Origin of the sequence: Mesorhizobium sp. WSM4311 (assembly GCF_002295115.1) — a bacterium.
GTDB lineage: Bacteria > Pseudomonadota > Alphaproteobacteria > Rhizobiales > Rhizobiaceae > Mesorhizobium.
On the sequence record NZ_NSFV01000009.1, the window covers coordinates 269171 to 295032 of the forward strand.

The 25862-nt window shown below is 63.8% G+C and carries 22 protein-coding genes; 16 read left to right on the forward strand and 6 right to left on the reverse strand.

The annotated features are described in order from the left end of the window. Positions 1 to 24 precede the first annotated feature (24 nt). Genes grxC through CK226_RS24220 form a run of 3 tightly spaced genes read left to right on the forward strand, consistent with a single transcriptional unit; the run spans position 25 to position 1593 of the window. Positions 25 to 294, forward strand: a complete 270-nt coding sequence (gene grxC, locus CK226_RS24210) for a glutaredoxin 3 (protein WP_095772303.1) — start codon at positions 25 to 27, stop codon at positions 292 to 294. 10 nt (positions 295 to 304) lie between these two features. Continuing rightward, entirely contained in the window at positions 305 to 1171 is an 867-nt protein-coding gene (locus CK226_RS24215) for a carbon-nitrogen hydrolase family protein (protein ID WP_095793252.1), read from the forward strand. Beyond that, entirely contained in the window at positions 1168 to 1593 is a 426-nt protein-coding gene (locus CK226_RS24220; RefSeq protein WP_095793253.1) for a DUF1178 family protein, read from the forward strand. The genes CK226_RS24215 and CK226_RS24220 overlap by 4 nt, the downstream gene beginning before the upstream one ends. 3 nt (positions 1594 to 1596) lie before the next feature. Here CK226_RS24220 and CK226_RS24225 read toward each other — a convergent pair whose 3' ends face one another. Further along, entirely contained in the window at positions 1597 to 2082 is a 486-nt protein-coding gene (locus CK226_RS24225) for a MarR family transcriptional regulator (protein ID WP_095793254.1), read from the reverse strand. Positions 2083 to 2199: 117 nt separating this feature from the next. Between CK226_RS24225 and CK226_RS24230 the strand changes: the two genes are divergently transcribed. Beyond that, entirely contained in the window at positions 2200 to 3108 is a 909-nt protein-coding gene (locus CK226_RS24230; RefSeq protein WP_095793255.1) for a DMT family transporter, read from the forward strand. A 6-nt stretch (positions 3109 to 3114) separates the two neighbouring features. Here CK226_RS24230 and CK226_RS24235 read toward each other — a convergent pair whose 3' ends face one another. Next, positions 3115 to 3711, reverse strand: a complete 597-nt coding sequence (locus tag CK226_RS24235; RefSeq protein ID WP_179301118.1) for a winged helix DNA-binding protein — start codon at positions 3709 to 3711, stop codon at positions 3115 to 3117. 110 nt (positions 3712 to 3821) lie between these two features. Here CK226_RS24235 and CK226_RS24240 point away from each other — a divergent pair, with 110 nt between their 5' ends. Further along, complete coding sequence (locus CK226_RS24240) at positions 3822 to 4946, forward strand: LLM class flavin-dependent oxidoreductase (protein ID WP_095793257.1); 1125 nt, start codon at positions 3822 to 3824, stop codon at positions 4944 to 4946. A 24-nt stretch (positions 4947 to 4970) separates the two neighbouring features. Further along, entirely contained in the window at positions 4971 to 5468 is a 498-nt protein-coding gene (locus CK226_RS24245) for a flavin reductase family protein (RefSeq protein ID WP_095787850.1), read from the forward strand. A 121-nt stretch (positions 5469 to 5589) separates the two neighbouring features. On the opposite strand, the gene ubiG is transcribed toward CK226_RS24245, so the two are convergent. Beyond that, entirely contained in the window at positions 5590 to 6339 is a 750-nt protein-coding gene (gene ubiG, locus CK226_RS24250) for a bifunctional 2-polyprenyl-6-hydroxyphenol methylase/3-demethylubiquinol 3-O-methyltransferase UbiG (protein ID WP_095772310.1), read from the reverse strand. 181 nt (positions 6340 to 6520) lie between these two features. On the opposite strand from ubiG, the gene CK226_RS24255 reads away from it, so the two are divergent. Beyond that, positions 6521 to 7090 (forward strand): putative glycolipid-binding domain-containing protein, encoded by a 570-nt coding sequence (locus tag CK226_RS24255; protein ID WP_095793288.1) that lies wholly within the window; start codon positions 6521 to 6523, stop codon positions 7088 to 7090. An 18-nt stretch (positions 7091 to 7108) separates the two neighbouring features. Here CK226_RS24255 and CK226_RS24260 read toward each other — a convergent pair whose 3' ends face one another. Next, positions 7109 to 8947, reverse strand: coding sequence for a CHASE3 domain-containing protein (locus CK226_RS24260; RefSeq protein ID WP_095793258.1), 1839 nt, complete (start codon positions 8945 to 8947; stop codon positions 7109 to 7111). A gap of 249 nt (positions 8948 to 9196) precedes the next feature. On the opposite strand from CK226_RS24260, the gene CK226_RS24265 reads away from it, so the two are divergent. The 8 genes from CK226_RS24265 (at position 9197) to CK226_RS24300 (ending at position 20949) form a co-directional block, all read left to right on the forward strand. After that, complete coding sequence (locus CK226_RS24265; RefSeq protein ID WP_095793259.1) at positions 9197 to 10450, forward strand: aspartate kinase; 1254 nt, start codon at positions 9197 to 9199, stop codon at positions 10448 to 10450. Positions 10451 to 10531: 81 nt separating this feature from the next. Beyond that, positions 10532 to 12802, forward strand: a complete 2271-nt coding sequence (gene ptsP, locus CK226_RS24270) for a phosphoenolpyruvate--protein phosphotransferase (protein ID WP_019861345.1) — start codon at positions 10532 to 10534, stop codon at positions 12800 to 12802. 10 nt (positions 12803 to 12812) lie between these two features. Next, positions 12813 to 13892, forward strand: a complete 1080-nt coding sequence (gene prfA, locus CK226_RS24275; protein WP_095793260.1) for a peptide chain release factor 1 — start codon at positions 12813 to 12815, stop codon at positions 13890 to 13892. Continuing rightward, on the forward strand, positions 13885 to 14757 hold the full coding sequence (gene prmC, locus CK226_RS24280) for a peptide chain release factor N(5)-glutamine methyltransferase (RefSeq protein ID WP_095787846.1): 873 nt from the start codon (positions 13885 to 13887) through the stop codon (positions 14755 to 14757). The genes prfA and prmC overlap by 8 nt, the downstream gene beginning before the upstream one ends. Positions 14758 to 15067: 310 nt before the next feature. Beyond that, a complete protein-coding gene (locus CK226_RS24285) occupies positions 15068 to 16036 on the forward strand; it encodes a DUF4167 domain-containing protein (protein WP_095793261.1) in 969 nt (322 codons plus the stop codon). 220 nt (positions 16037 to 16256) lie between these two features. Then, positions 16257 to 18863, forward strand: a complete 2607-nt coding sequence (gene clpB, locus CK226_RS24290; protein ID WP_095772317.1) for an ATP-dependent chaperone ClpB — start codon at positions 16257 to 16259, stop codon at positions 18861 to 18863. A 59-nt stretch (positions 18864 to 18922) separates the two neighbouring features. Beyond that, positions 18923 to 19285 carry an MmcQ/YjbR family DNA-binding protein gene (locus CK226_RS24295; RefSeq protein ID WP_095787845.1) on the forward strand — a complete coding sequence of 121 codons (363 nt, stop codon included), beginning with the start codon at positions 18923 to 18925 and terminating at the stop codon, positions 19283 to 19285. Between the two features lie 149 nt (positions 19286 to 19434). Then, positions 19435 to 20949 carry a L,D-transpeptidase family protein gene (locus tag CK226_RS24300; RefSeq protein WP_095793262.1) on the forward strand — a complete coding sequence of 505 codons (1515 nt, stop codon included), beginning with the start codon at positions 19435 to 19437 and terminating at the stop codon, positions 20947 to 20949. Here CK226_RS24300 and CK226_RS24305 read toward each other — a convergent pair. Next, entirely contained in the window at positions 20923 to 21555 is a 633-nt protein-coding gene (locus CK226_RS24305) for a TMEM175 family protein (protein ID WP_095772320.1), read from the reverse strand. The genes CK226_RS24300 and CK226_RS24305 overlap by 27 nt on opposite strands. Before the next feature lie 153 nt (positions 21556 to 21708). Between CK226_RS24305 and CK226_RS24310 the strand changes: the two genes are divergently transcribed. Continuing rightward, on the forward strand, positions 21709 to 23283 hold the full coding sequence (locus CK226_RS24310; RefSeq protein ID WP_095787842.1) for an MFS transporter: 1575 nt from the start codon (positions 21709 to 21711) through the stop codon (positions 23281 to 23283). Positions 23284 to 23389: 106 nt separating this feature from the next. Here the strand turns inward: CK226_RS24310 and CK226_RS24315 are convergent, their stop codons facing one another. Continuing rightward, entirely contained in the window at positions 23390 to 25360 is a 1971-nt protein-coding gene (locus CK226_RS24315; protein WP_179296398.1) for a M23 family metallopeptidase, read from the reverse strand. Positions 25361 to 25862: the final 502 nt, after the last annotated feature.

A 25862-nucleotide genomic window follows, 5' to 3' on the forward strand; every position in this document is an offset into this window, starting at 1 on the left:
CGGCAACAGAAGCGGAAATTCGTCATGGTCGATGTCACGATCTATACGCGCATGATGTGCGGCTACTGCACGGCGGCCAAGCGGCTGCTGGAGCGCAAGGGCGTCACCTATACCGAGCATGACGCCTCGTTTTCGCCGGAACTGCGCCAGGAGATGATCTCGCGAGCCCACGGCCGAACGACCTTTCCGCAGATTTTCATTGGCGACACGCATGTCGGCGGCTGCGACGATCTCCACGAGTTGGAGGCCGAAGGCCAGCTGGACAGGCTGCTCGCCAACGGCGCGACGATTTGAGGGTGTGACGATGGGTGTTTTCAAGGCTGCGGCGGTCCAGATGCGTTCCGGTGAAAGCCCCGAGCGCAATGCGGTCGATCTCGAACGGCTGGTGCGGGAGGCGGCCGGTCAGGGCGCGACCTATATCCAGACGCCGGAAATGACCGGGGCGCTGATCCGCGACAAGCAGGCGCGCGCCTCCTCCTTCACCTCCGAAGACAAGGACATCATCGTCGCGACTGGGCGCGGACTGGCGCGCGAACTCGGCGTCTTCCTGCATATCGGCTCGACCGCCCTCCTGCGCGCCGACGGCAAGCTCGCCAACCGGGCGCTGTTGTTCGGTCCGGACGGCGCGACGCTCGCCACCTATGACAAGATCCACATGTTCGACGTTGACCTCGACAATGGCGAGAGCTGGCGCGAATCTGCGGCCTACGAACCGGGCACCGAGGCCGTCGTGACCGAGGTAGCGGGCGCGAAGCTTGGCTTTGCGGTCTGCTACGACCTGCGTTTCCCGCAACTGTTCCGCACCGAGGCGCTGGCTGGCGCCGATGTTTTGACCGTGCCCGCCGCCTTCACCCGACAGACCGGCGAGGCGCACTGGCATGTGCTGCTCAGGGCCCGTGCCATCGAGAACGGCGCCTTTGTCGTCGCCGCCGCGCAAGGCGGCCTGCACGAGGACGGCCGCGAGACGTTTGGGCATTCGTTGATCGTCGATCCCTGGGGGCGCATCATCGCCGAAGCCGCGCATGACGAGCCAGCGGTGATCGTCGCCGAGATCGACCCGGCGCAGTCGCTTGCGGCGCGCAAGAAGATCCCCAATTTGAAGAATGCGCGGGATTTCACCATCAATGCCGGCGCGGTGGATGCGCCGCGACTCAGGGGTGCTGCCTCTTGATCCGCTTTACCCTGATCTGCGAGAACGAGCACGAGTTCGAGGGCTGGTTCCGCAGCAATGACGATTTCGATACCCAGAAGAAGCGTGGCTTTGTCGATTGCCCGAGCTGCGGCTCGCACAAGGTAGAGAAGGCCCTGATGGCGCCCGCTGTTTCCACGGCGCGCAAGCAGGAGACCATAGCGCTCGCCATGGGCGAGGCGCAGAAACAGGCCCTGGCGCAACTGAAGGCGATGGCCGAGAAGGTGCGCGAGAATGCCGACTATGTCGGCGACAAATTCGCCGAGGAAGCGCGAAAAATCCATTTCGGCGAAACCGACCCGCGCGGCATCTATGGCGAGGCGACGCTGGAAGAGGCCAAGGGGCTGGCCGAGGATGGCGTCGATTTCATGCCGATCCCGGTGTTTCCCGACGACCGCAACTGAGGTTCAGCTCACGCTGCCTATCAATTTCTCAAGCAGGTGCGAGAGCGTTTCCCGTTCCGCAGGCGTCAGGCCCGCGAGGATCTCGTGCTCATTGGCGACGTGGGCGGTCAGGGCCTCGTCGATCAAGGCGAGACCCTTCTCGGTAACCTGCACGACGATGCCGCGCCGGTCGTTGGGGTGCGGGCCGCGCAGGATCAATCCGGCCTTTTCCAATCGGTCGAGCCGGTTGGTCATGGCGCCTGAGGTTACCATGGTCGCTTCGTAGAGATCTGTCGGCGTCAGCGCGTAAGGTGAGCCTGAGCGGCGCAGCGTTGCCAGCACGTCGAACTCGCCGGCTTGCAATCCGAATTGCGCAAACAGCGGAGCCAGGCGATCACGCGCGATCAACGACGAGGCTTCGTTCAATCGCCCAAGCACGCCCATCGGCGAGACATCAAGGTCCGGCCGCTCCCGTTTCCACTGCTCGATCGCCTTCGCCGCGCGATCCATCTGTCTCACCGTTAAATATCTTGACGTTAAGAATCTTTGCGTTATCTTATCTTAAGGTACAGCACCGGCCAAGCGCCGCAAGTGCCAAATTTTACGATTGAGTGACGGGACCATCCGATGGAATTTCTCTGGGATTCGGCGCTCGGCCTGCTGGTCGTCACCGGCGGCCTGCTCGGCCTGACACTGCCCTTCGGCAAGCTCGCCACGGCAGCCGGCGTGCCGGCCATGGTCTGGGCTTTCGTCATTTCGCTCGGCGCCGGCGGCGTGCTTTTGTGCGTGCTTTTGCTGCGCGGGCAGCGTATCCGGCTCACCGCGCACAAACTGCGCTATTTCCTCGTCACGGCCGCCGTGTCCTATGCCGTCCCCAATCTCTTGATGTTCTCGGCCATCCCGCATCTGGGCGCCGGCTATACCGGCATCATGTTCACGCTGTCGCCTGTCGTCACGCTGGTGTTCTCGATCCTGCTGCGCGTCCGGCGCCCCAACATGCTGGGCATATCAGGCATAGCCGTCGGTTTCGTCGGCGCCGTGATGGTGGCGGCGACGCGCGGCGAGGCCGGCCAGCCGGCCGATCTGTTCTGGGTGGTGATGGGGCTGCTGATCCCGGTCAGCCTTGCCGCCGGCAACATCTACCGCACCGTCGACTGGCCGGAAGGCACCGGCCCGATCGAGCTTGCCGTCGGCAGCCATCTGGCGTCGGCGACACTGCTGCTCGCCGGCATTCTCGCTCTGTTCGGCATCAAGGCCTTCGCGCCGCTCGGAGGCGTGCCGCTGGTCGTCATCGCGCAGGTAGCATCGGCGTCTGCGATGTTTGCCTTCTTCTTCCGGCTGCAGTCGGTCGGCGGCCCGGTCTATCTCAGCCAGATCGGCTATGTGGCGGCCGCGGTCGGCCTGTTTGCCGGCACGATCTTCCTTGGCGAGCACTATCAGTTGCTGACCTGGGCCGGCGCCGCCATCATCACCGCAGGCGTCTTCATCACCACGAAGGCGCAGAGCCAGGTCGTCGCGGAGCCGCAGCCTGCGTAAACGTCGTCAGAGTTTTCCGCCGCCGTCGGCGTCGCCGCCGGGCTCCGGCCTTGGGTTCCGGCGGCGGTGCGTGGCGGCGGCCCGCGCCGCCTGTTCGTAGATGCCGGTCATCAGTTCGAGCGTGCGCGCGACATCTTCAAGCTTGTCGGCCATTTCGGGAATGCGCGTCACCGCATCGATGAGCAGGACGGAGCGGATGTCGGCGTAGCGCTCGGTCACGCGATGCCCGAGCGGCGTCACTTCGTAGGTGACGCCGGCCCTGCCGCTGCCGGTGCGGATGATCAAACCGCCCTTCAGCAGTTTGCGCAGGCTGTACTGGATGTTGGGGATGTCGTCGCGGTTGGTCATCTGGGCAAGATCGCGCACGCTTTTCGGACGGTCGTTCATGCGGATGATGTGGAGCAGCGCGTTCTCGGGTCCGCTGGCGGAAAATTCGATGACCGTGGCTAGGCATTCAGCCTGCCAATGGCCGAACGCCTCGTAGGAGCGCATCAGCGCGTACTCGACTTCGGTGACGTCGATCTCCAGCGGCGTGCGCGCCAGATGCCAGCCGCGATCCAGCAGTTCGGCCTGTGTTTCCAAAGATTTGCGCCGTTCGTTCATCTGCCTGTCCCCTGCCGTCAGCATGCGCTGATCCCGGTGATTGCGTCCACATGAATTTATGATAGACTTTCTATTATAAATTATAATCAAAAAATGAGGAGAACACGGCAATGAGCATGCTCGACAAGACCGCGCCTCACGCGCAACCCTTCTTTCTCGGCACTTTCGCGTCCAATTGTTCCGGCGGCATGACCGTCACCAAGGTTCCCGAGCGCTGGGCCAGTTCCTGGGACAACAATCTGCGGCTGGCGCATCTGCTCGACGAGGCCGGCATCGACTTCATGCTGCCGATCGCGCGCTGGATCGGTTATGGCGGCGAGACGAATTTCCACGGCAATGTGCTGGAGACGATCACCTGGGCGGCCGGGCTTCTGGCGCTCACCCGCAACATCACGGTCTTCGCCACCACCCACACGGCGGCCAACCATCCGGTGGTCGTCGCCAAGCAACTGGCGACCATCGACCAGATCAGCCGCGGGCGCATCGGGCTCAACATCGTCGCCGGCTGGAACAAGCCGGAATATGAGGCGCTAGGGCTGACACTGCCCGATGACCATGTCACGCGCTACGGCTATGCCCAAGAATGGTTCGATATTGTCCAGGCGCTGTGGGAGCGCACGGAAGCCTTCGACTGGGACGGCACCTGGTTCAAGCTCAAGAATGTGCTTGGCGACCCGCGTCCGTCGTCTCGGCTGCCGATCCTCAATGCCGCCGGGTCGGAGGAGGGCCGCAAATTCGCGGTCCGCAACGCCGATTTCCTGTTCACGCCGGCAATCGAACTGGCGCGCTCCAAGGATGAGATCATTGCGCTGAAGGAGCAGGCGAGGGCCGCCGGCAGCAAAGTCGACGTGCTGACCTTTGCCCATGTCGTCTGCCGGCCGACCGAAAAGGAAGCCAAGGACTATCTCGAACATTTCGGCCGCGCCAACGCCGACTGGGCGGCGGTCGACAATCTGGTTCGGCTGCAGTTCGCCCATGCGCAGTCGTTCCCGCATGATCTTCTGGCGCTCATTCGCGACCGCATGGCGGCGGGCCATGGCGGCTTCCCGCTCACCGGCACGCCCGAGCAGGTCGCCGACGGGATCACCGCCTTGCACGCGGCAGGCTTTCGCGGCTCGACACTGTCCTTCGTCGATTATGTCGAGGAATTCCCCTATTTCCGCGACACCGTGCTCCCCATTCTCGAAGAGAGAGGCATCCGCATCGCACCGACCGCGATGCAGTCGGCGGCTTAGCAAAAAAGCGAAGAGGCAATGTCCATGACTGAAGCTTCGGTCAGCGTCGCCGACTTCCGCGCCGCCATGCGGCTGATCGTCGGCAATGTCAGCGTCATCACCGCCGGTGTCGGCGACGACCGGTCCGGCCTTGTCGTCATTTCGGTGGTCTCGCTGTCGGCCGAACCGCCAAAGGTGATCGCTTGCGTCAACCGATCGTCATCGACCTGGCCGGTTATCGAGCGCTATGGGCATTTCGGCGTCAATTCGCTGGGACCTCGGCATCAAGCCGTGGCGGAGCGTTTCTCCGGCTTTGGCGGCATCAAGGGCAAGGACCGCTATGAGGGCGCCGAATGGGTGACGCTGAAGACCGGAGCCGCGCTGCTTTCGGACGCGGTGGCCGCCTTCGACTGCAGCCTCGACGAGATGATCGACCGCGGCACGCACTCCATCGTCATCGGTTCGGTCGAGGCGGTGCGCACCCGCGATGCCGGCCAGGCGCTGATCTACTGGCGCGGAGGCTATCGGCCACTCGACGCCTAAGGCCGGTGCTCGCGTAGCCAAAAATGCGCTCCGCTCCGGTTCTCGGAAGCCACCATTTTCGACTCGGCCTGACCTCAATCCCGACACACCTTGGAGGAAATTCCAGGAAAAGTGCGCCGGATCAGACGGATCCCTTCTCCGCCAGCACCATGTAGTTGACGTCCATGTCCTTCGACCGCGCCCAGCGGTCGGCAAGCGGATTGTAGGTGACGCCGGTACGGTCGATGACCGTCAGGCTGGCGCCGTCGAGCGCCTTCTCCAGTTCTTCCGGGCGCACCAGCTTGCCGAACTGGTGAGTGCCGCGCGGCAGCCAGCGCAGCACATATTCAGCACCGATGATGGCGAGCCCCAGCGCCTTCAGCGTGCGGTTGATGGTGGCCACGAACATGATGCCGCCGGGGCGGACCATCTGGCCGCATTTGGCGACGAACAGATCGATGTCGGCGACGTGCTCGACCACTTCCATGTTGAGGATGACGTCGAATGTTTCGCCGGCGTCGGCAAGATCCTCGGCAGTTGTGGCTCGGTAGTCGACGATCACATTGCCCTCGGCTGCGTGCAGTTTCGCCACTTCGATGTTTGTCTCGGAGGCGTCCGCTCCCACGACCTCGGCGCCAAGACGCGCCATCGGCTCGCACAAAAGACCGCCGCCGCAGCCGATATCGAGGATGCGCAGCCCCTCGAACGGCCGCGCGGCACGCGGGTCACGACCGAAGCGCGTCGCTATCTGGTCGCGGATATAGGAAAGCCGGACCGGATTGAATTTGTGCAGCGGACGAAACTTGCCGTTCGGGTTCCACCATTCGGCGGCAAGGGCGGAAAAGCGTTCCACTTCTCCGGCATCGATCGTCGATCGTCGGGCTTCTGGCATTGGTTGGTCTCCTCGAACGCTAGGAAGTCGGGCGTGTAGGCGGGAAAGTCAAGGCAACAATTTTCCTCTGCCGACAGGGCACAGCATCCTGTCAGGGCATGTCAGTTGTCGACCGCGGCGGTGAAACACAATTGGCCGGCTGGCGAATGAGGGGCATCGTTTGGATTCGAAGGAGTGCACGATGAAGGTCATGACGGCTTCGATCCTTTGGCGCAGGCTGGATGTGGAGGGCCACGACGCCTGTCTGCTGTCGCAAGCCGATGGCGGGCACAGCCTCCAGGGACAGGCCATCTTCGTCCAGGACGGCAAGCCATGCTGCCTTGCCTATGAGGTGATTTGCGACGCCGGCTGGCTCACGCGATCGGCGCGGGTCGATGGTTTTCTCGGCATGCGCGAGCTGCACTATGCCATTGAACGACGTGCCGACGGCGAGTGGATGCTGAACGGCGAGCCTCAGCGGGGCGTTGCCGGCCTTGTCGACGTCGACCTCGGCTTCACGCCGGCATCGAACCTGCTGGCGATACGCCGGTTCGACCTCGGCATCGGCGAGGCGACGCCCGCTCCAGCCGCCTATCTGAGCTTTCCAACGCTCGACATGGTGCTTCTCGAGCAAAGCTATCGGCGTCTCGACGAGACCCGCTACGCCTACAGCGCGCCCGTGTTCGGCTATGACGAGATCCTTGGTGTCTCGCCGCACGGCTTCGTCGCCGACTATCCCGGCCTGTGGACAAGCGTGACTGCCTCAGGCTGAAGGACGTTCTGGCGCGGCCTATTTTGCGTCCAGCACGTCGCGCAGCTTGGCTTCGAGTTGCTCGATGGTGAACGGCTTGGCCAGGAAGTGCACGTCATGGTCGAGCACGCCGTTATGGACGACGGCATTCCTGGTGAAACCGGTGGTGAAGATGACCTTCAGACCGGGTTGGCGTGCGACCGCTTCCTCGGCGAGCTTGCGGCCGTTCATCACAGGCATGACGATATCCGTGAAAAGCAGGGCGATATCCGATGTCGCCGCCAGCTGCTGAAGGGCCTCCTGGCCGCTTCCGACGTGGATGACCGTGTAGCCGAGTTCGCGCATGGCCTCTGTCGTGGCGGCCCGTACGCGGGCGTCGTCCTCGACGACGAGGATCGTTCCGGTGACCCTGGCGGCGCTCTTGCCGCGCCCGGCGGGTGCCGCCGGCTCCTCCGGTCCGAAAAACCGGGGCAGATAGATCCTGATCGTCGTGCCTTGGCCCGGTTCGGAGTAGATCTTGACGTGGCCGCCCGACTGCTTGACGAAGCCGAACACTTGGCTGAGCCCAAGTCCCGTGCCCTTGTTGACCGGCTTGGTCGTGAAGAAGGGTTCGAACGCCTTGGCGATGACCTCGGGCGACATGCCCGTGCCGGTGTCGGTTACCGCGATCATCACATATTGGCCTGGCGTGACTTCGGCATGCGTCGCGGCGTAGGCGTCGTCGAGGTGGCTGTTGGCGGTCTCGATGGTCAATTGGCCGTCATTGTCCATGGCGTCACGGGCATTGACGGCAAGGTTGAGGATGGCGTTCTCGATCTGGCTGGGGTCGGCGTAGGTTTTCCACAGGCCCGCCGCCAGCACGGTTTCGACGCGGATGCCTTCGCCGAGCGCGCGGTGCAGAAGGTCGGACATGCCGATCAACAGCCGGTTGGTGTCGACCACCTGCGGCGCCAGCGGCTGCAGGCGCGAGAAGGCAAGCAGCCGGGAGGTCAAATTGGCGGCACGGTTGGCCGCATCCGTCGCGGCCTCGATGAATTTCTCGATGTCATTCTCGCCGCGCTTCAGCTTGCGCTGGGCAAGGTTCATCGCGCTGAGGATGACCGCCAGCATATTGTTGAAATCGTGGGCGATGCCGCCTGTCAGTTGGCCGACCGCCTCCATTTTCTGCATCTGGCGAATCTGGGATTCGGCCTTCTCGCGCGTGTCGATCTCGTTGCCGAGCTCGATGTTCTTGCGCATCAGCTCTTCCTGGGCCGTGGCGACCTCGCGGAATCGGCGGCGGGATTGGCGGATGGTGTAGGCGCCGAGCAGGAAGATCGCGACGAGGGCCGCAAGCGAACCGACACGCAGCCAGGCCTCGGCCTGGTCCGTGTGTTCATCGCGCGCGGCGATGTCGGCGGCGCCGATGCGCCGGATCGTGTCTATGCTGGCGCGGATATCGTCCATGGCGGCCTTGCCCTGGCCGCCGCGGACGAGTTCCAGCGCCTTTGACGCATCGCCCTTGTCGTAGAGGGCGATGGTCTCGGACATTTCAGCCAGCTTTTGCGCCAGCGCATCCTTGATGTGGCTGATCTGCGGGGCGAGCTGATCATTGGACGATGTCATGGCATCGATGTGGGCAAGTTGGCCCGGAATTGCGTCGACAGCCTTCTGGTACGGTTCGAGATAGGATTTCTCGCCGGTCAGCAGATAGCCGCGCTGGCCTGCCTCGGCTTCCTGCGCCAATGAAAGCAGCCCTGAAAGCTGTTGCTGGTATTCGATTGTCTCGCGCGCGGCGGCACGATTGGCCCTTTGTCCCTCGACGAGCAGCGCGCGGGTGCCGACGATCAGCGTCAGCACAGCAAAGCCGGCGACAAGCGGCAGCGATTGCAACCGCATGGCGCGCCGAAGACGAGCAATCATCTGTTATGCCGAGCCAAAAGGAAATCCCCCCGCGGGCAGCATTTGGTACGCGGCGCTGGCCTGGATGGCAATATGCCGTCTTCTTGAAGCCGGCATTCCGCCGCCAGCCTTGCGAAACCCAAAGCATTTGGCTAAGGAGGCCGCGCATTCAGCGGCCGGCGCCAGCCGGGCGCTTTCCTTCGTTTTCGGCTCCTGGCCGGCTTCAGTCAAAGGCATTTCGCTCCCATGGCGCGTATCGTGATGAAATTCGGCGGAACCTCCGTCGCCGACATCGCCCGCATCCGCAATGTGGCGCGTCACGTCAAACGCGAGGTCGATGCCGGCCATGAGGTGGCGGTGGTGGTTTCGGCGATGGCCGGCAAGACCAACGAGCTGGTCGGCTGGACGCGCGAGGCCTCGCCGATGCACGACGCACGCGAGTATGACGCGGTCGTCGCTTCCGGCGAACAGGTCACCGCCGGCCTGCTGGCCATCACCTTGCAGAACATGGGCGTACATGCCCGCTCCTGGCAGGGCTGGCAGATCCCGATCAAGACCGACAACGCGCATGGCGCGGCGCGCATCCTCGACATTGACGGCGCCTTCCTGATCAAGCGCTTCGGCGAGGGCCAGGTGGCCGTCATCGCCGGCTTCCAGGGCATCGGGCCGGACAACCGCATCGCGACCCTCGGCCGCGGCGGTTCCGACACCAGCGCGGTCGCCATCGCCGCGGCGGTCAGGGCAGACCGCTGCGACATCTACACCGACGTTGACGGGGTCTACACCACCGATCCGCGCATCGAGCCCAAGGCGCGGCGGCTGGCCAAGATCTCCTTCGAGGAAATGCTTGAAATGGCCTCGCTCGGCGCCAAGGTTCTGCAGGTGCGTTCGGTCGAGCTTGCCATGGTGCACAGGGTGCGTACCTTCGTGCGGTCGTCCTTCGACGATCCCGACGCGCCCGGAATGGGGGATTTGCTCAATCCTCCGGGAACGCTCATTTGCGACGAGGAAGAGATCGTGGAACAGCAGGTCGTCACCGGAATTGCCTACGCCAAGGACGAGGCCCAGATTTCGCTGCGCCGCGTCGGCGACCGCCCTGGCGTCGCCGCCGGCATTTTCGGGCCGCTGGCCGAGGCCAACATCAATGTCGACATGATCGTCCAGAACATCTCCGAGGACGGCAAGTTCACCGATATGACCTTCACCGTGCCTTCGGGTGACGTCGACAAGGCGCTGGCCGTGCTCGACGGGCTGAAGGCCGAGGTCGGCTACGATGTCGTGCAGTCGGAAGCCGGCATGTCGAAGGTTTCGGTCATCGGCATCGGCATGAGGAGCCATGCCGGTGTCGCCGCCACGGCTTTCAAGGCGCTGGCCGAGAAGGCGATCAATATCCGCGCCATCACCACCTCCGAGATCAAGATTTCGATACTGATCGACGGTCCATACACCGAACTTGCGGTTCGCACTTTGCATTCCGTCTACGGTCTGGATAAGCAGTAGCAAGACTGAATCAGTTGTTGCGCGCATGCCGGCAGCGGCGGAAACTGCGCCGGCAAGTGTTTCATTGGAGAAGAAGCCGCGATGCGTGACCAGGCCAGCGGCCCGCGCGTTTTGCTGAAACGGCTCCGCGAGCTCATGCAAGAGCCGCTGGAGCCGCAGGAGCGGCTTGACCGGATCGTGCGCGACATCGCTTCCAACATGGTCGCGGAAGTGTGCTCGCTCTATGTGCTGCGCGCCGATTCCGTGCTTGAGCTCTACGCCACCGAGGGTCTGAACCCGAACGCCGTCCACCTGGCGCAGCTGCGGCTCGGGCAAGGCCTGGTCGGCACCATCGCGGCCAGCGCGCGGCCGCTCAATCTGTCCAATGCGCAGGAACATCCGGCTTTCGCCTATCTGCCGGAGACCGGGGAAGAGATCTACAATTCCTTCCTTGGCGTGCCGGTGCTCAGGGCCGGGCGCACGCTGGGCGTCCTGGTCGTGCAGAACAAGACCATGCGCCATTATCGCGACGACGAGGTCGAGGCGCTGGAAACCACCGCCATGGTCATCGCCGAGATGATCGCCACCGGCGATCTGGCGCGGCTGACCCGGCCTGGGCTGGAACTCGACCTGCGCCGGCCCGTCAGTTTCACCGGCCTGTCCTTCAACGACGGCGTCGGGCTAGGCCATGTCGTGCTGCATGAGCCGCGCATCGTCGTTACCAATCTGTTCAATGAGGACAGCGAGGAAGAGGTCCGGCGGCTGGAGAGCTCGCTCGGTTCGCTGCGGCTCTCCATCGACGACATGCTGGAGCGCCGCGACGTCGCCTTCGAGGGCGAGCATCGCCAGGTGCTGGAAGCCTACCGCATGTTCGCCAACGACCGCGGCTGGGTGCGGCGCCTGGAGGAGGCGATCCGCAACGGCCTGACGGCCGAGGCGGCCGTGGAAAAGGTGCAGAGCGACATGCGCGCCCGCATGCTGCACATGACCGACCCCTATCTGCGCGAGCGGATGAGCGATTTCGACGACCTCGCCAACCGGCTCTTGCGCCAGCTGATGGGCCGCGGGCCGGAAGATGTCGCGGCCTCGCTGCCAAAGGACGCCATCATCGTCGCCCGCTCGATGGGCGCGGCAGAGCTGCTGGACTACCCCAGGGAGAAAATGCGCGGGCTGGTGCTCGAGGATGGTGCCGCCACCAGCCACGTCGTCATCGTCGCGCGCGCCATGGGCATTCCGGTCGCCGGCCAGATGAAGGGCGCCGTTTCCATGGCGGAAAACGGCGACGCCATCATCGTCGACGGCGAGGAAGGCACGATTCATCTGCGGCCGCAGTCCGATCTCGAAGCGGCCTATGCCGAAAAGGTGCGGTTCCGCGCCCGACGGCAAGAGGTCTATCGCGAACTGCGCAAGAAGCCGTCGACGACCAGGGACGGCGTGCAAGTCGATCTCCTGATGAATGCCGGGCTTGCCGTCGACCTGCCGCAACTGGCCGAATCGGGCGCTGCCGGCATCGGCCTGTTCCGCACCGAACTGCAGTTCATGGTCGCCTCGACGTTTCCGCGCGCCGAGGCGCAGGAGAAGCTCTATCGCGACGTGCTGGAGGCCGCGCGCGGCAAACCTGTCACCTTCCGCACCATCGACATCGGCGGCGACAAGGTGCTGCCCTATTTCAAGGGCGCCATCCAGGAAGAAAACCCGGCGCTCGGCTGGCGGGCGATCCGGCTGACGCTCGACCGGCCCGGGTTGCTGCGCACCCAGATCCGCGCCCTGCTGAAGGCCAGCGGCGGGCGCGAGCTCAAGCTGATGCTGCCGATGGTGACCGAACTTGGCGAGATCGCCCAGGCGCGCGAAATCATCGACCGCGAGGTGCGGCATCTCTCGCGTTTCGCCCATCATCTGCCGACCAGCCTCAAGCTGGGCGCGATGCTGGAAGTGCCGTCGCTTCTGTTCCAGCTCGACGAATTGATGAAGGCGGTCGATTTCGTCTCGGTTGGCTCGAACGATCTGTTCCAGTTCGTCATGGCGGTCGACCGCGGCAACACGCAACTGGCCAACCGCTTCGACACGTTGTCGGCGCCGTTCCTGCGCGTGCTCAAGCAGATCGCCGACGCCGGCATCCGCAACCACACGCCGGTGACGCTGTGCGGTGAACTGGCCGGCAAGCCGATCTCGGCGATGGCGCTGATCGGTCTTGGCTTCCGCTCGATCTCGATGTCGCCGGCCTCGATCGGACCGGTCAAGGCGATGCTGACGGAACTGCCGCTGGATGAGCTGACGGCGTTCTTCGACGACAATCTGATGGCGCCGGCACAGGGGTTGCCGATGCGGGCGCTGCTGCAGGCCTTCGCCGACGACCGCTCGATTCCGTTGTAGCGTCCCCCTCATGGTCAATTTGCCCCGCGATCGTATGGATCAAGTCGTCAAGCGTTTCGAGATGCTCGAAGCGCAGATGTCGGCCGGCCCGGCGCCGGATGCCTATGTGAGGATGGCATCGGAATATGCCGAGTTGCAGGACATGGTGGCCAAGGTCAGGGAATTGCGCTCGGCCGAGCATGAGCAGGCCGACCTCGAGGCAATGCTTGCCGACAAGGGCACCGACGCCGAGATGCGGGCGCTCGCCGAGGCGGATCTGCCCGGCGTGGAGGAGCGTATCGAAACGCTGCAGAAGGATATCCAGATCCTGCTCCTGCCCAAGGATGCCGCCGACGACAAGAACGCCATCCTCGAAATCCGTGCCGGCACCGGCGGTGACGAGGCGGCGCTCTTCGCCGGCGACCTGTTTCGCATGTATGAGCGCTATGCCGCCGAACGCGGCTGGCGGTTCGAAACCGTGTCGGCCAGCGACGGCGATGCCGGCGGGTTCAAGGAAATCATCGCCACCGTCTCGGGCAAGGGCGTGTTTGCCCATCTGAAATTCGAATCCGGCGTTCATCGCGTGCAACGCGTGCCGGCGACCGAGGCCAGTGGGCGCATTCACACCTCGGCGGCGACCGTGGCCGTTCTGCCGGAAGCGGAAGAGGTCGACATCGAAATCCGCGCCGAAGACATCCGCATCGACACGATGCGTGCCTCGGGCTCCGGCGGGCAGCACGTCAACACCACCGATTCGGCGGTGCGCATTACCCATTTGCCGACCGGCATCATGGTGGTGCAGGCGGAGAAGTCGCAGCACCAGAACCGGGCGAAGGCCATGCAGATCCTGCGCGCCCGGCTCTATGACCTGGAGCGCGGCAAGGCAGATGAGGAACGCTCTGAATCGCGCAAATCGCAGGTCGGCTCCGGCGACCGTTCGGAGCGCATCCGCACCTACAATTTCCCGCAAGGCCGCGTCACCGACCATCGCATCAACCTGACGCTCTACAAGCTCGACCGGGTGATGATGGGCGAGCTCGACGAGATCATCGACGCGCTGATCGCCGATCACCAGTCGAAGCTGCTGGCCGATATCGGCCTTGATGGCTGACCCTCTGCCCGAGGCGCTGGGGCCGCTGCTGCGGGCAGCGCGGGCCAGGCTTATGGCGGCCGGGGTCGGCGATCCGGCGCTCGATGCGCGGCTGATCGTCGAACATTTTTCCGGCACGACGCGCACGCAGGCCATTGCCGATCCTGAACGCATGATCGACAGCAACACCATCGCCGCGATCGATGCCGCCCTGAGACGCCGGGCGGGTGGCGAACCGGTGCACCGCATCCTCGGCTACCGCGAATTCTACGGTTTGCGCCTGTTGCTGTCGCCGGAAACGCTCGAGCCGAGGCCGGATACCGAAACGCTGGTCGAGGCCGTGCTGCCTTTCGTCAAGGCAATGGCCGCGCGGGAGGGGGCCTGCCGCATCCTTGATCTCGGCACCGGGACGGGAGCGATCGCGCTGGCGCTGCTGAGTGCCGTGCCGGCCGCGACCGCCACCGGTGTCGACATTTCCGCCGGTGCGCTGGCGACGGCGGCGCGCAATGCCGGGGAACTCGGACTCGAGGCCAGGTTCACGACGGTGCAGTCGGACTGGTTCGAAAAAGTTTCCGGCCGATACCATGTAATTGCCGCAAACCCTCCCTATATACCGTCAGGAGACATTGGAAATCTGCAGGACGAGGTCCGCGATTTCGACCCACGCCAAGCCTTGGATGGCGGCGTGGATGGGCTGAACCCCTACAGGATCATTGCCGCCGAGGCGGCACGGTTTCTAGAAGCCGAAAGCAGGATTGCGGTCGAGATCGGCCATACGCAACGCAACGAGGTTACGGATATATTCAAGGCGGCTGGTTATGCATCGGCTGCTGCTTTGCGTGATCTCGGCGGAAACGACAGGGTTCTTGTCTTTCAATGGGGATAAGCCTTGACGCAGTGCGAAAAAACCGCTTGGCAATACCAGGGAATGCGGCTAGGGTCGCCTCAACCGGATGAGACGAAGCAGGCAGTGCTCTTAGCGATTCGGTCCTCCTTGGAAATAGCTGCCTTCTTGCGCAAACGACGCCCAAGCTTCGTGCGGGAATCGTCCGGCAAGTGATGTAACCGGAACAGGATGGCACGTGGCGCCAACGCAATTGATGCGGGCGAACGCCGGTGAAGAAACGAAACGGCTGGCTGCATGAGCGCCTCCGTTCGTAACGAGTTTTCGAAAATTTCAAGATGAAGAGAGTCGAATGAGGCCACAACAGCAGAACAGGCGCATGCGCGGTCGCAACAACAATGGCGGCGGCGGTGGCAACAACAATAACAACAACAACAACCGCAAGGGCCCGAATCCCCTGACGCGCAACTACGAGAGCAACGGCCCGGATGTGAAGATCCGTGGATCGGCTCAGCAGATCGCCGAGAAATACGCTACCCTGGCCCGTGACGCGCAAAGCTCCGGCGACCGGGTCATGGCGGAGAACTATCTCCAGCACGCCGAACACTACAATCGCATCATTGCCGCCGCGCAGGCGCAGATGCCGATCCAGAACGTCCAGCAAAACCGTGACGATTTCGACGATGACGGCGATGAAGATCGCGACGATTTCGACAATGCCGGCAACAATGGCGCCGGCAATGGGGGCAACACCGTCTCCGATCCGCAAATTCCTGTCATCAACCATGGCGCCGGTCCGCAGCCGGTGATCGAGGGCATGCCGGCCGAGGTCGCACTGAACCGTGACGGCCGCGACAATCGCGACAATGGTGGGCGCGACAATGGCGGGCGCGACAACAACGGGCGCAACAATGGTGGCCGCGACAACAATGGCGGGCGTCACCGCGATCGCCGCCCAAATGGCGGCTATGGCCAGCGTGATTACCCGTCACCGACCGAGCAAGGCGGCCAGCAGCGCAACGAAGCCCCGGCACAGGCGGAGGTGCAGCTAGAGCCTGGTTCACCGGCCGAGACCGTTGCCGTCGCCGAGCCGGCGCCGCTGTTCGAGAGTTTTTCGCCGGCGGCTCTTGCCGCCCAGGCCGAGCTCAACGAGGCGGCAGCCGAGAGCGGCGCTGCCCGTCGTCCGCGCCGTCCGCGCCGTCCGCGCACCAATGCCGACCAGGTCGATAGCGGTGGCGACAATGCGGATGCGGGCGAGGTGGCCGCGGCCCCGGCCGATAGCGGCAATGCTGAGCCAGCGATCGTCGACATCGACAACTGATCGAACGGCATTTCAAGACGTTGAACGGCGGGGAGAAATCTCCGCCGTTTTCGTTTCGGCTGACGTGGAATATTATGCATTGACCGACATCAAGGCGCCTTGAGACGGCATGGCCTATGCACCATATCTCGGCTGAACAGGATCCGGCTCGAATGGGCGGGTCCGTCACCGCAATCTGATCCGGTGCCGCAAAGCGGGCCGGTGATGGAAGGAGACAGATATGAACCTTGAGAAGTACTCCGAGCGCGTGCGCGGCTTCATCCAGTCCGCGCAGACCATGGCGCTCTCCCGCAATCACCAGCAATTCACCCCCGAACACATTCTGAAGGTGCTCGTCGACGATGACGAGGGCTTGGCCGCGTCGCTGATCGAACGCGCCGGCGGCAATGTCCGCGACGTCAAGCTCGGCGTCGAGACGGCGCTCGAGGCAATGCCGAAGGTGGAGGGCGGTAACGGCCAGCTCTACCTGGCGCAGCCGCTGGCCAAGGTGTTCTCGACGGCCGAAGAACTGGCCAAGAAGGCCGGCGACAGCTTCGTCACGGTCGAACGGCTGCTGCAGGCGCTCACCATGGAAAAGTCGGCCAAGACCGCCGACATACTGGCAAAGGCCGGCGTGACCGCGCAGGCGCTGAACCAGGTCATCAATGATGTCCGCAAGGGCCGCACCGCCGATTCGGCGAGTGCCGAGCAAGGCTATGACGCGCTGAAGAAGTACGCGCGCGACCTGACGGCCGACGCGCGCGCCGGCAAGCTCGACCCGGTCATTGGTCGTGACGACGAGATTCGCCGCACCATCCAGGTGCTGTCGCGCCGCACCAAGAACAATCCGGTGCTGATTGGCGAGCCGGGCGTCGGTAAGACGGCGATTGCCGAAGGCCTGGCGCTGCGCATCGTCAATGGCGACGTGCCGGAATCGCTGAAGGACAAGCAGCTGATGGCGCTCGACATGGGCGCACTCATCGCCGGTGCCAAATATCGCGGCGAGTTCGAGGAGCGGCTGAAGGCCGTGCTCTCCGAAGTCACGTCGGCCAATGGCAACATCATCCTGTTCATCGACGAGATGCACACGCTGGTCGGCGCCGGCAAGGCGGACGGCGCGATGGATGCGTCGAACCTGCTGAAGCCGGCGCTGGCGCGCGGTGAACTGCACTGCGTCGGCGCGACCACGCTCGATGAATACAGAAAACATGTCGAGAAGGATCCGGCACTTGCCCGCCGTTTCCAGCCGGTCTTTGTCGATGAGCCGACGGTGGAGGACACCGTCTCGATCCTGCGCGGCCTGAAGGAAAAATACGAGCAGCACCACAAGGTGCGTATCTCGGACTCGGCGCTGGTGGCGGCGGCGACGCTGTCCAACCGCTATATCGCCGACCGCTTCCTGCCGGACAAGGCGATCGACCTGGTCGACGAGGCCGCTTCGCGGCTGAGGATGCAGGTCGATTCCAAGCCCGAGGCGCTGGACGAGATCGACCGCCGCATCATGCAGCTCAAGATCGAGCGCGAGGCGCTGAAGGTCGAGACGGACGATGCCTCGAAGGACCGGCTCGCCCGCCTGGAGAAGGAACTTGTCGGCCTTGAGGAGGAATCGACCGAGATCACAACCAAGTGGCAGGCCGAGAAACAGAAACTCGGGCTTGCGGCCGACTTGAAGAAGCAGCTCGACGAGGCACGCAACGAGCTTGCCATTGCCCAGCGCAAGGGCGAGTTCCAGCGCGCCGGCGAGCTTGCCTATGGCAAGATCCCGGAACTCGAGAAGAAGCTGAAGGAAGCCGAAGCCCAGGACGGCAAGGCCGGCATGGTCGAGGAAGTGGTCACCCCGGACCACGTCGCCCATATCGTCTCGCGCTGGACCGGCATTCCAGTCGACAAGATGCTGCAGGGCGAGCGTGACAAGCTGCTGCGCATGGAAGACGAGATCGGCAAGCGGGTCGTCGGCCAGGGCGAGGCGGTGCAAGCCGTTTCCAAGGCGGTGCGGCGTGCCCGTGCCGGGCTGCAGGATCCGAACCGGCCGATCGGCTCGTTCATCTTCCTCGGGCCGACGGGCGTCGGCAAGACCGAACTGACCAAGGCGCTGGCAAGCTTCCTGTTCGACGACGACAGCGCCATGGTGCGCATCGACATGTCGGAGTTCATGGAAAAGCACTCGGTCGCCCGGCTGATCGGCGCGCCTCCCGGCTATGTCGGCTATGAGGAAGGCGGCGCGCTGACCGAAGCGGTGCGGCGCCGGCCCTATCAGGTCGTGCTGTTCGACGAGATCGAGAAGGCGCATCCCGATGTCTTCAATGTGCTCTTGCAGGTGCTCGATGACGGCCGGCTCACCGATGGGCAGGGCCGCACGGTCGATTTCCGCAACACGCTGATCATCATGACGTCGAACCTTGGCGCCGAATATCTGGTCAATCTCGGCGAGGACCAGGATGTCGATGCCGTGCGCGACGAGGTGATGGGCGTGGTCAGGGCATCGTTCCGGCCGGAATTCCTCAACCGCGTCGACGAGGTGATCCTGTTCCACCGGCTGCGCCGCAAGGACATGGACCGCATCGTCGAAATCCAGCTCAAGCGGCTGGAAAGCCTGCTCGTCGATCGCAAGATCACGCTGTCGCTGGATCACGAGGCGATTGAGTGGCTGGCGGCCAAGGGCTACGACCCGGCCTATGGCGCGCGGCCGCTGAAGCGGGTGATGCAGAAGGAACTGCAGGATCCGCTGGCGGAGAAGATCCTGCTCGGCGAGATTCTCGACGGTTCGACCGTCAAGGTCACCTCCGGTTCCGACCGGTTGAACTTCCGCTCGAAGCCGACGGTCGTCGCGACCGAAGCGGCGGCCTGATTTCAACGCCGCGCGTCCATCCTGGACGCGCGGTGTTTCATGTTGAGGGTGGAGGGCGGATGACGCTGGACGATTACAATGGCTTCTGCGCCTCACTGCCCGCGGTAAACCACGTCGTCCAGTGGGGTGGCGCCCATGTCTGGAAGGTCGGCACCAAGGTGTTTGCGATCGGCGGTTGGGATCAGGGCCAACAGCTCTTCGTCACCTTCAAATGTTCCGACATCGCCTATGACGTGCTGAGGGAGCAGCCGGGTTTGCGGCCCGCGCCCTACCTTGCCTCGCGCGGCATGAAGTGGATCCAGCGTCGGACAAGCCAGAGCATGGATGATGCTGCGCTGGAGGATTATTTGCGCGAGAGCCATCGCCTTGTCGCCCTGAAGCTGACCAAGCAGGCGCGCAAGGAATTGGGGCTCGCAAGCTAGCGAGTATTCGTCGGTGCGCCGAAAAACCGCCATCTTCATGCCCGGTTCATATTGGAACCATAGGGTGGGGTAACTGGTTTGCTGGCGAAGGGGTTCGCCCAGTGTACAATGCCGGGCGGCGGCAATTAGGGACCGGAGAGTTGGCCACGATGTTCCGCACGATCTTTGCCCTTTCGGCGCTTGCCACCGGGCTTGTGTCTTTCGGTGCGCTTGCCGCGCCGGCGCAGGACAGTGCACCAAAGGTTGCGCGCGCCACCGATGATGGCGGCATTCTTGTGGCCCAGGACGGAAATCTGGACATCTATTACGACGCCCGCGGCAACCGCGTCATCGTCGATGCCGACACCGGCAAGGTCATCGCCATCCAGCCGCCGCAGACGCGGCTTGACCGGCGTGCACTGCGCCGCGAGACAAGGTTGCGCGAATTGGGCCGGGCTCCCACCGATGATGACCGCTACTATCTCGACGATCCACAAGACATGGCGCGCTTCCGCCGCAAGCAGTTGGAAGAGGAAGGCCGGGTCATCCCGCCGCCGGCGGACGAATACGACCCCTATGGCGACAATTCGGTCGAAGCCTATCCGCCGGCGCCGCAGGACGACGGCAATTACGACAACAGCTATCCCGATGCGCCAACGGCAACGCCGGGCGCCATCAAGCGCCAGCCGCTAGACGAGGCCGCGATAGACCCTGCGCAGCCGGACGTAGAGCAGGTCAATCCGGATACGCAGGCTTCCCTGCCGCCTGATACTCGCGGCAAGGCCGCCGTCGATCCGTCGCTGTCGCTCGGCGTGCGCCAGGACGTGGCGGCGCTGCAGGTGCTGCTCGACCGCGGCGGCGCTTCGCCGGGCGTGATCGATGGGCGTTTCGGCTCGAATGTCGATAAGGCCCTGGCCGCCTATAACCAGATCACCGGCAGCAATCTGAAATCGACGGACACAGTCGGCATCCAGGCAGCGCTCGCGCAATCGGGCGGCGATGCTTTCGCCAATTACACCATCACAGCGGAAGATGCGGCTGGCCCCTATGTCGCCTCGATCCCGGAAGATTACAGCCAGAAGGCGCAGCTCGACCGCATGGGCTACACCTCCGTCACCGAGGCGCTGGCCGAGCGCTTCCACATGGACGAGAACTATTTGAAGTCGATCAACAAGGGCCTCGACTTCAACCGTCCCGGCACGATCATCAAGGTCGCCAATTTCGGCAAGCTGGTCTCGACGCCGGTCGCGCGCATCGTCGCCGACAAGACCAGGAAGGAAGCGTACGCCTACGATGCGGGCGGCAAGCTGGTCGCTGCCTATCCCGCGACCATCGGTTCGTCCGACACGCCGTCGCCCACCGGCATCCACGCGGTGTCGCGCATCGCGCTCGACCCGAACTACACCTACAATCCGAACATCAACTTCAAGCAGGGCCAGAACGACAAGATCCTGACCATTCCGCCAGGCCCCAACGGCCCCGTCGGCTCGGTGTGGATCGCCCTGGACAAGCCGACCTACGGCATCCACGGAACGCCCGAGCCGTCGAAGATCGGCAAGACCGAAAGCCATGGCTGCGTGCGCCTGACCAACTGGGATGCGCGCGAACTCGCCAAGCTGGTGTCGCCAGGCGTCACCGTGGAGTTTGTCGGCGGACCTTCAGCCGATGACTTTGCGCAGCAATGAGCCGCGCGGCGCGGCGGCATAGATCAGCTGCACCACCAGGATGAAGCCGACGCTGAGCAACGGCGTGACCAGGCAGAGCAGCGCGCCGACCGCCCACAGGATCTGTGCCTTGACGATGCGCAGATAGACCGTGCGCTTCGTTTCGGCATCGACATCTTCGGCGACAAAGCCGTTCTTTTCCGCATAGCGCCAGCTGGCGAACAGCGTGACGCCGAGCATCAGCAGGTTGAGCCAGTAGACCAGCACCGCCGTCCTGAATTCGAGGAAGTCCGCCAGAAGGTCGGTCGAGAACGGCAAGAGCGCGATGAAGGCGAGAAAGCAGAGATTCAGCGTGGCAAGACGCCTGTCGGATTTGGCGATCAGCCCATGCTGAGCCTGCTGGCCGAACCAGAAGATGGTCAGCGTCAGGAAGCTCAAGGCATAAGTCAGGAAGCGCGGTGCCAATGAGGCGATGGCGACGAGCAGATCGTGCTCGGAATGCACGCTCTCATGCGCCGGCACCCTGATCTCGAGCACGATGAGCGTGAGCGCGATGGCAAAGACGCCGTCGGTGATGCCGACAATGCGGCCGCGTCCTTCCGCCGACGCTTCAAGTGGACGTTTCATTGATTGCCCCCGGCTGCCGTTCTTCCGGAAAACTTAGCATGACTGCCGGCGTTTGCATCAGCACGGGACGCATCCTGGCCAATTGGCTGGTTTCAAGGACTGCAAGCTGCTGGCCGGTTGTTGCCGGCGCGCTTGGGGTCTAAGTGAGGTGGCATGCATTCGCCCAATGAAGCCGCCGCCGTCCCGCTGACCAGCCCGGTCACGAACGGAACCTTTTGTCCGCAATCGCAGCGGCGATTCGTCTTGATCGCGGCGATCCTGGCCTCGGCGCTCGGCTTCATCGACGGCTCGATCCTGGCCATCGCCATGCCGGCGATCCGTGTCAACCTCGGCGCCAGCCTTGCCGAGGCGCAGTGGATCTCCAATGCCTATGCATTGACGCTTTCGGCGCTGATCCTTGCCGGCGGCGCCGCCGGCGACCGGTTCGGGCTGCGCCGTGCCTTCGTGGCCGGCATCGCGCTGTTCATCGTTGCCTCGCTCGCCTGCGCGCTGGCGCCGAATGCTGTCGTGCTGATCGGGTTTCGCGCTGTCCAGGGTATTGGTGCGGCGATCATGGTGCCGGGCAGCCTCGCCATCATCGCCAAGGCCTATCCAAAAAAGGAGCGCGGCCGTGCAATCGGCATCTGGGCCGCCGCCTCGGCGCTGACCACGGCCCTCGGGCCGGTGCTCGGCGGCCTGGTGCTGTCGGCTTTCGGCGCCGGCATCTGGCGGGCGATCTTCGCCGTCAACCTGCCGCTCGGGCTGATCTCGATCTACTTGCTGCTCGTCAAGATCCCGGCCGATGCGGCGACGGAAAAACGCAGCCTCGATCTCGGCGGGGGTGCGCTCGCGACATTGGCGTTCGGCGCACTCGCCTATGGGCTGACCTCGATGAGTTCGAGCGGCGAGGGCAATATGGCGGGGCCGAGCATTGCCGCCGGCGCGGTACTGCTTGTGGTCTTCATCCTGTTCGAACACCGGCGACGCGAGCCGATGATCGATCTCAGCCTGTTTCGCATCGGCGCTTTTGCCGGTGCCAATGTGGCGACCTTCTTCCTCTATTTCGCGCTGTCGGCCAATCTTTTCTATCTGCCGATGCTGCTGATCGCCGGCTGGGGACTGAGCACGGCGGAGGTCGGCTTCATCTTCCTGCCGCTGTCGGCATCGATCGCCCTTCTGTCGGGACCGGTCGGGCAGTTGTCGGACCGGATCGGACCGCGTTTCCCGATCGCCTGCGGCAGCCTGATCGTGGCTTTCGCCTTCGCCGGACTTGCCTTGCTCGCCCGTGCCGGCATCCACCATTTCTGGACCGGAATATTTCCGCTGATGGCGCTGATGGGCCTCGGCATGGCGCTGGTCGTCTCGCCACTGTCCACCGCGATCATGACGGCGGTGGAAGACAAGGATACGGGGGCTGCCTCCGGCATCAACAATGCCGTCTCGCGCGTTGGTGGCCTGATCGCGGTGGCGGCAATGGGCTCGCTTGCCACCTGGGTCTATTCAACGATGCTCGACACCAGGGTCAGGCCAGGCATTCCGGGGTTTGGCGAACCGGTATCGACAGGCCTGCCGCCCGAACTCGAAGCAACACGGCTTGCTGCCAGCGACATGGCCTTTTCAGCCATATCCTTGACGACCGCCGTGCTCTGCCTGCTTGCCGCGATCATCGCATGGATTACCGTTTCGGGTCAGACGCTGCCCTGGCCGCGCCACACCGATGAATCGTCAGCTGATTCGTCGCGAAACTGATTCGCCGATGCCGGGCTGGCCAAGGTTCAGAGCATTCCAGGAAAAGTGTGAGCGGTTTTTCCGGGCAAAGCGCGTAGCGCTTTCCCTCGGGAAACGGTGAATCGCTCTAGCCGTCGATCTTGGCGCTCGCGACCTTGAGCGAATTGCCTTCTTCCTGCTTCAGCAGGTCGTCGATGCGCTCGCGCTCGCGCTTGAAGGCGACGAGGTCGTCGCCCTTCAGCACCTTGCCGACCGGCAGCCGAACACGCATCGAATCGACCTTGGTGCCGTTGACGATCAGCTCGTAGTGGAGATGCGGACCGGTGGAAAGACCAGTCTGGCCGAGATAGCCAATGACCTGGCCCTGGCGAACCCGAACGCCCGGCTCGATGCCTTTTGCAAAGGCGCTCTGGTGGTTGTAGGAGGTTTCGTAGCCATTGGCATGGCGCAGGATGATCTGCTTGCCATAGCCGCCAGCCCAACCGGCCTTCTCGACGACGCCATTGCCGGCGGCGATGATCGGGGATCCGATCGGGGCGGCCCAGTCGGTGCCCGTGTGCATACGGACATACCCCAGGATAGGATGCTTGCGCGCGCCAAAGCCGGAGGTGAATCTTCCGTTGGGCAGCGGGTTGCGCAGCAGGAACTGCTCGGCGCTCGATCCATCCTCGTCGAAATAGTCGGTGCTGCCGTCTTGCATCTGGAAGCGATAGAAGTTGCGCGTCGTACCGCCGAAGTTCGCCGAGACATAGAGGAGCTCCGAATCGTCGGAGGTCTGGTCATCCCCGTCCGGCTGCGAGAACAGCACTTCGAGGCGATCGGACGGATTGAGTCGTGACTGGAAGTCGACGCCAGATGCCAGCAGCTTGATCAGCCGCTGGGTCATTTTCTTCGACATGCCGTAGGAATAGGCGGTGCGGTAGATACCGTCATAGACAGTGGGCAGGTTGCCGCGCACCACCACCGGCGCCGACGAATCGTCAAATGCCGTCAACAATTCGGGATTGGGATCCGGCTCCTGCGCCGGCACATACTGGCCGCGGTCATCGAGCGCGATGGTAACGATATGGGTGGTCCTGTCGTAGACGCTGGTGCGCACGACCTTGGCGGCGTCGCCATGGACTTCGAGACCGACGCGCAGCACGGTTCCGGCTTTCAGCGTCGGCGCGTTCAACAGCTTGGCGATCGCTTCGGCCATGCCGGTGGCGTCGTCGCCCGTATAACCCGAATCGGCAAAGGCCTCGGTGAGGTCGGTGTCCTTGGTGAAGGGAATGATTTCCTCGGCGAAAGCCGGCGCCTGGTCGTCAGTGGCAGCACGCGGCGACACCGAGACGTTTTCCGGCACGATCTTGACGTCATAGGAGCCGGCCATGCTCTCGGCGAAGGCTTCGCCGAATCGCTGCGGATCGACATAGTGGAGTGAAGCGACCTGCACGGCGCCGTCGCTAAGGTCGGTGCCGGCGTCGCGCACCACCTTTTCCACCTCGTCGGCGGACAGATCGCTCTTCTCGTCGAAGGCCGCCGTCTCGATCGGGAAGTCGACGGTCTTCAGGCTCATCTCGCTTTCGACCTTGGCGCCATAGATCTGGCCGGAGGCGGCGGAGGCCGCCGCCGGTTGCGCCGGAGCGTCGTCACCGTCGTCGCCGAACACCTGCATCGGGTCGAAAGGCGGGTAGGGCCGGCTGGTGGTGTGGCCCGCGGCGAGCGCCATCTTGATCTGCACGAAAGGCATTGTGTGGATGACGTCGCGGTCGCCAACCTTGGTGACCATCGACACTTCCATGCGGCGGCGGTCCTTGGCCTTGGCGATCTGACGCGGCGCCACAAGCCTCGTTGTCTTGGCCACCTCACCGGAATCGCCATTGCTGGAAAGGCCGATCAGTTCCGCGATTTCGGGTGGCGTCGCCAGTTGCTGGCGCCCGTCGAGGGCGGCGAACAGCGCCACGCCCATCAGCACGCTCGAGGTCACGCCCGTCAGGAATGTTCCCGACAGCCAGCGCGCAGAAACCTCGCGCCGATCGGGCGGGCCACTGCGGCCATCCGCGATAAGCGGCGGCTCATTGCCGAGTTCGGCTATGACATCTTCCGTATCTGGCATCCAGAAAGGCTGCTTCTTCCCCGGGCGGAACGGCTTGTCGCTTTTGTTATGGCCATGACATTTGCCTGTCACGGCAGGTTAAGTCAACGAAGCCCCAGGCCCCGGTCGAATTCCCCCCCAGGCACTTCTTCTATAGAGCGCTCTGCAAAGAGGGCGGCGTGCCTTCTCTATAAGGCTCGTCGCGCGCCGGCTTGCGTGGCTCCTAAAGGAGGCCATTGCACGGCTGTGCCATGGCCTCTTTTGTTGGCCTTGGTGTCGAACGGCAATGCGGCGGCAATAGGGCTCCTTCGTGGCCGGCGCCCGTCTTGAACGCTGTTCCCCTGGGGCAGCCGGCTATCGACAAAGCGGGCCCGAAATTTCTGTCGCAAAAAGTTCAAAAACTTTGGTGAAGTGTGTTGACAGTTTGGATTGGTGGCGACTATATACGCCTCACGAACGAGGGCGGTGCGCCGCTGGCGACGAAGAAGTTTGCTTCTAAGACTGCCCTCTGCGAAATTCAAGA

Excerpts from the sequence above, each read along its gene's own strand:
- grxC (WP_095772303.1), top strand. The coding sequence starts at position 25 with ATGGTCGATGTCACGATCTATACGCGCATGATGTGCGGCTACTGCACG.
- CK226_RS24215 (WP_095793252.1), top strand. The coding sequence starts at position 305 with ATGGGTGTTTTCAAGGCTGCGGCGGTCCAGATGCGTTCCGGTGAAAGC.
- CK226_RS24225 (WP_095793254.1), bottom strand. The coding sequence starts at position 2,082 with ATGGATCGCGCGGCGAAGGCGATCGAGCAGTGGAAACGGGAGCGGCCG.
- CK226_RS24230 (WP_095793255.1), top strand. The coding sequence starts at position 2,200 with ATGGAATTTCTCTGGGATTCGGCGCTCGGCCTGCTGGTCGTCACCGGC.
- CK226_RS24235 (WP_179301118.1), bottom strand. The coding sequence starts at position 3,711 with ATGAACGAACGGCGCAAATCTTTGGAAACACAGGCCGAACTGCTGGAT.
- CK226_RS24240 (WP_095793257.1), top strand. The coding sequence starts at position 3,822 with ATGAGCATGCTCGACAAGACCGCGCCTCACGCGCAACCCTTCTTTCTC.
- CK226_RS24245 (WP_095787850.1), top strand. The coding sequence starts at position 4,971 with ATGACTGAAGCTTCGGTCAGCGTCGCCGACTTCCGCGCCGCCATGCGG.
- ubiG (WP_095772310.1), bottom strand. The coding sequence starts at position 6,339 with ATGCCAGAAGCCCGACGATCGACGATCGATGCCGGAGAAGTGGAACGC.
- CK226_RS24255 (WP_095793288.1), top strand. The coding sequence starts at position 6,521 with ATGAAGGTCATGACGGCTTCGATCCTTTGGCGCAGGCTGGATGTGGAG.
- CK226_RS24260 (WP_095793258.1), bottom strand. The coding sequence starts at position 8,947 with ATGCGGTTGCAATCGCTGCCGCTTGTCGCCGGCTTTGCTGTGCTGACG.
- CK226_RS24265 (WP_095793259.1), top strand. The coding sequence starts at position 9,197 with ATGGCGCGTATCGTGATGAAATTCGGCGGAACCTCCGTCGCCGACATC.
- ptsP (WP_019861345.1), top strand. The coding sequence starts at position 10,532 with ATGCGTGACCAGGCCAGCGGCCCGCGCGTTTTGCTGAAACGGCTCCGC.
- prfA (WP_095793260.1), top strand. The coding sequence starts at position 12,813 with ATGGTCAATTTGCCCCGCGATCGTATGGATCAAGTCGTCAAGCGTTTC.
- prmC (WP_095787846.1), top strand. The coding sequence starts at position 13,885 with ATGGCTGACCCTCTGCCCGAGGCGCTGGGGCCGCTGCTGCGGGCAGCG.
- CK226_RS24285 (WP_095793261.1), top strand. The coding sequence starts at position 15,068 with ATGAGGCCACAACAGCAGAACAGGCGCATGCGCGGTCGCAACAACAAT.
- clpB (WP_095772317.1), top strand. The coding sequence starts at position 16,257 with ATGAACCTTGAGAAGTACTCCGAGCGCGTGCGCGGCTTCATCCAGTCC.
- CK226_RS24295 (WP_095787845.1), top strand. The coding sequence starts at position 18,923 with ATGACGCTGGACGATTACAATGGCTTCTGCGCCTCACTGCCCGCGGTA.
- CK226_RS24300 (WP_095793262.1), top strand. The coding sequence starts at position 19,435 with ATGTTCCGCACGATCTTTGCCCTTTCGGCGCTTGCCACCGGGCTTGTG.
- CK226_RS24305 (WP_095772320.1), bottom strand. The coding sequence starts at position 21,555 with ATGAAACGTCCACTTGAAGCGTCGGCGGAAGGACGCGGCCGCATTGTC.
- CK226_RS24310 (WP_095787842.1), top strand. The coding sequence starts at position 21,709 with ATGCATTCGCCCAATGAAGCCGCCGCCGTCCCGCTGACCAGCCCGGTC.
- CK226_RS24315 (WP_179296398.1), bottom strand. The coding sequence starts at position 25,360 with ATGCCAGATACGGAAGATGTCATAGCCGAACTCGGCAATGAGCCGCCG.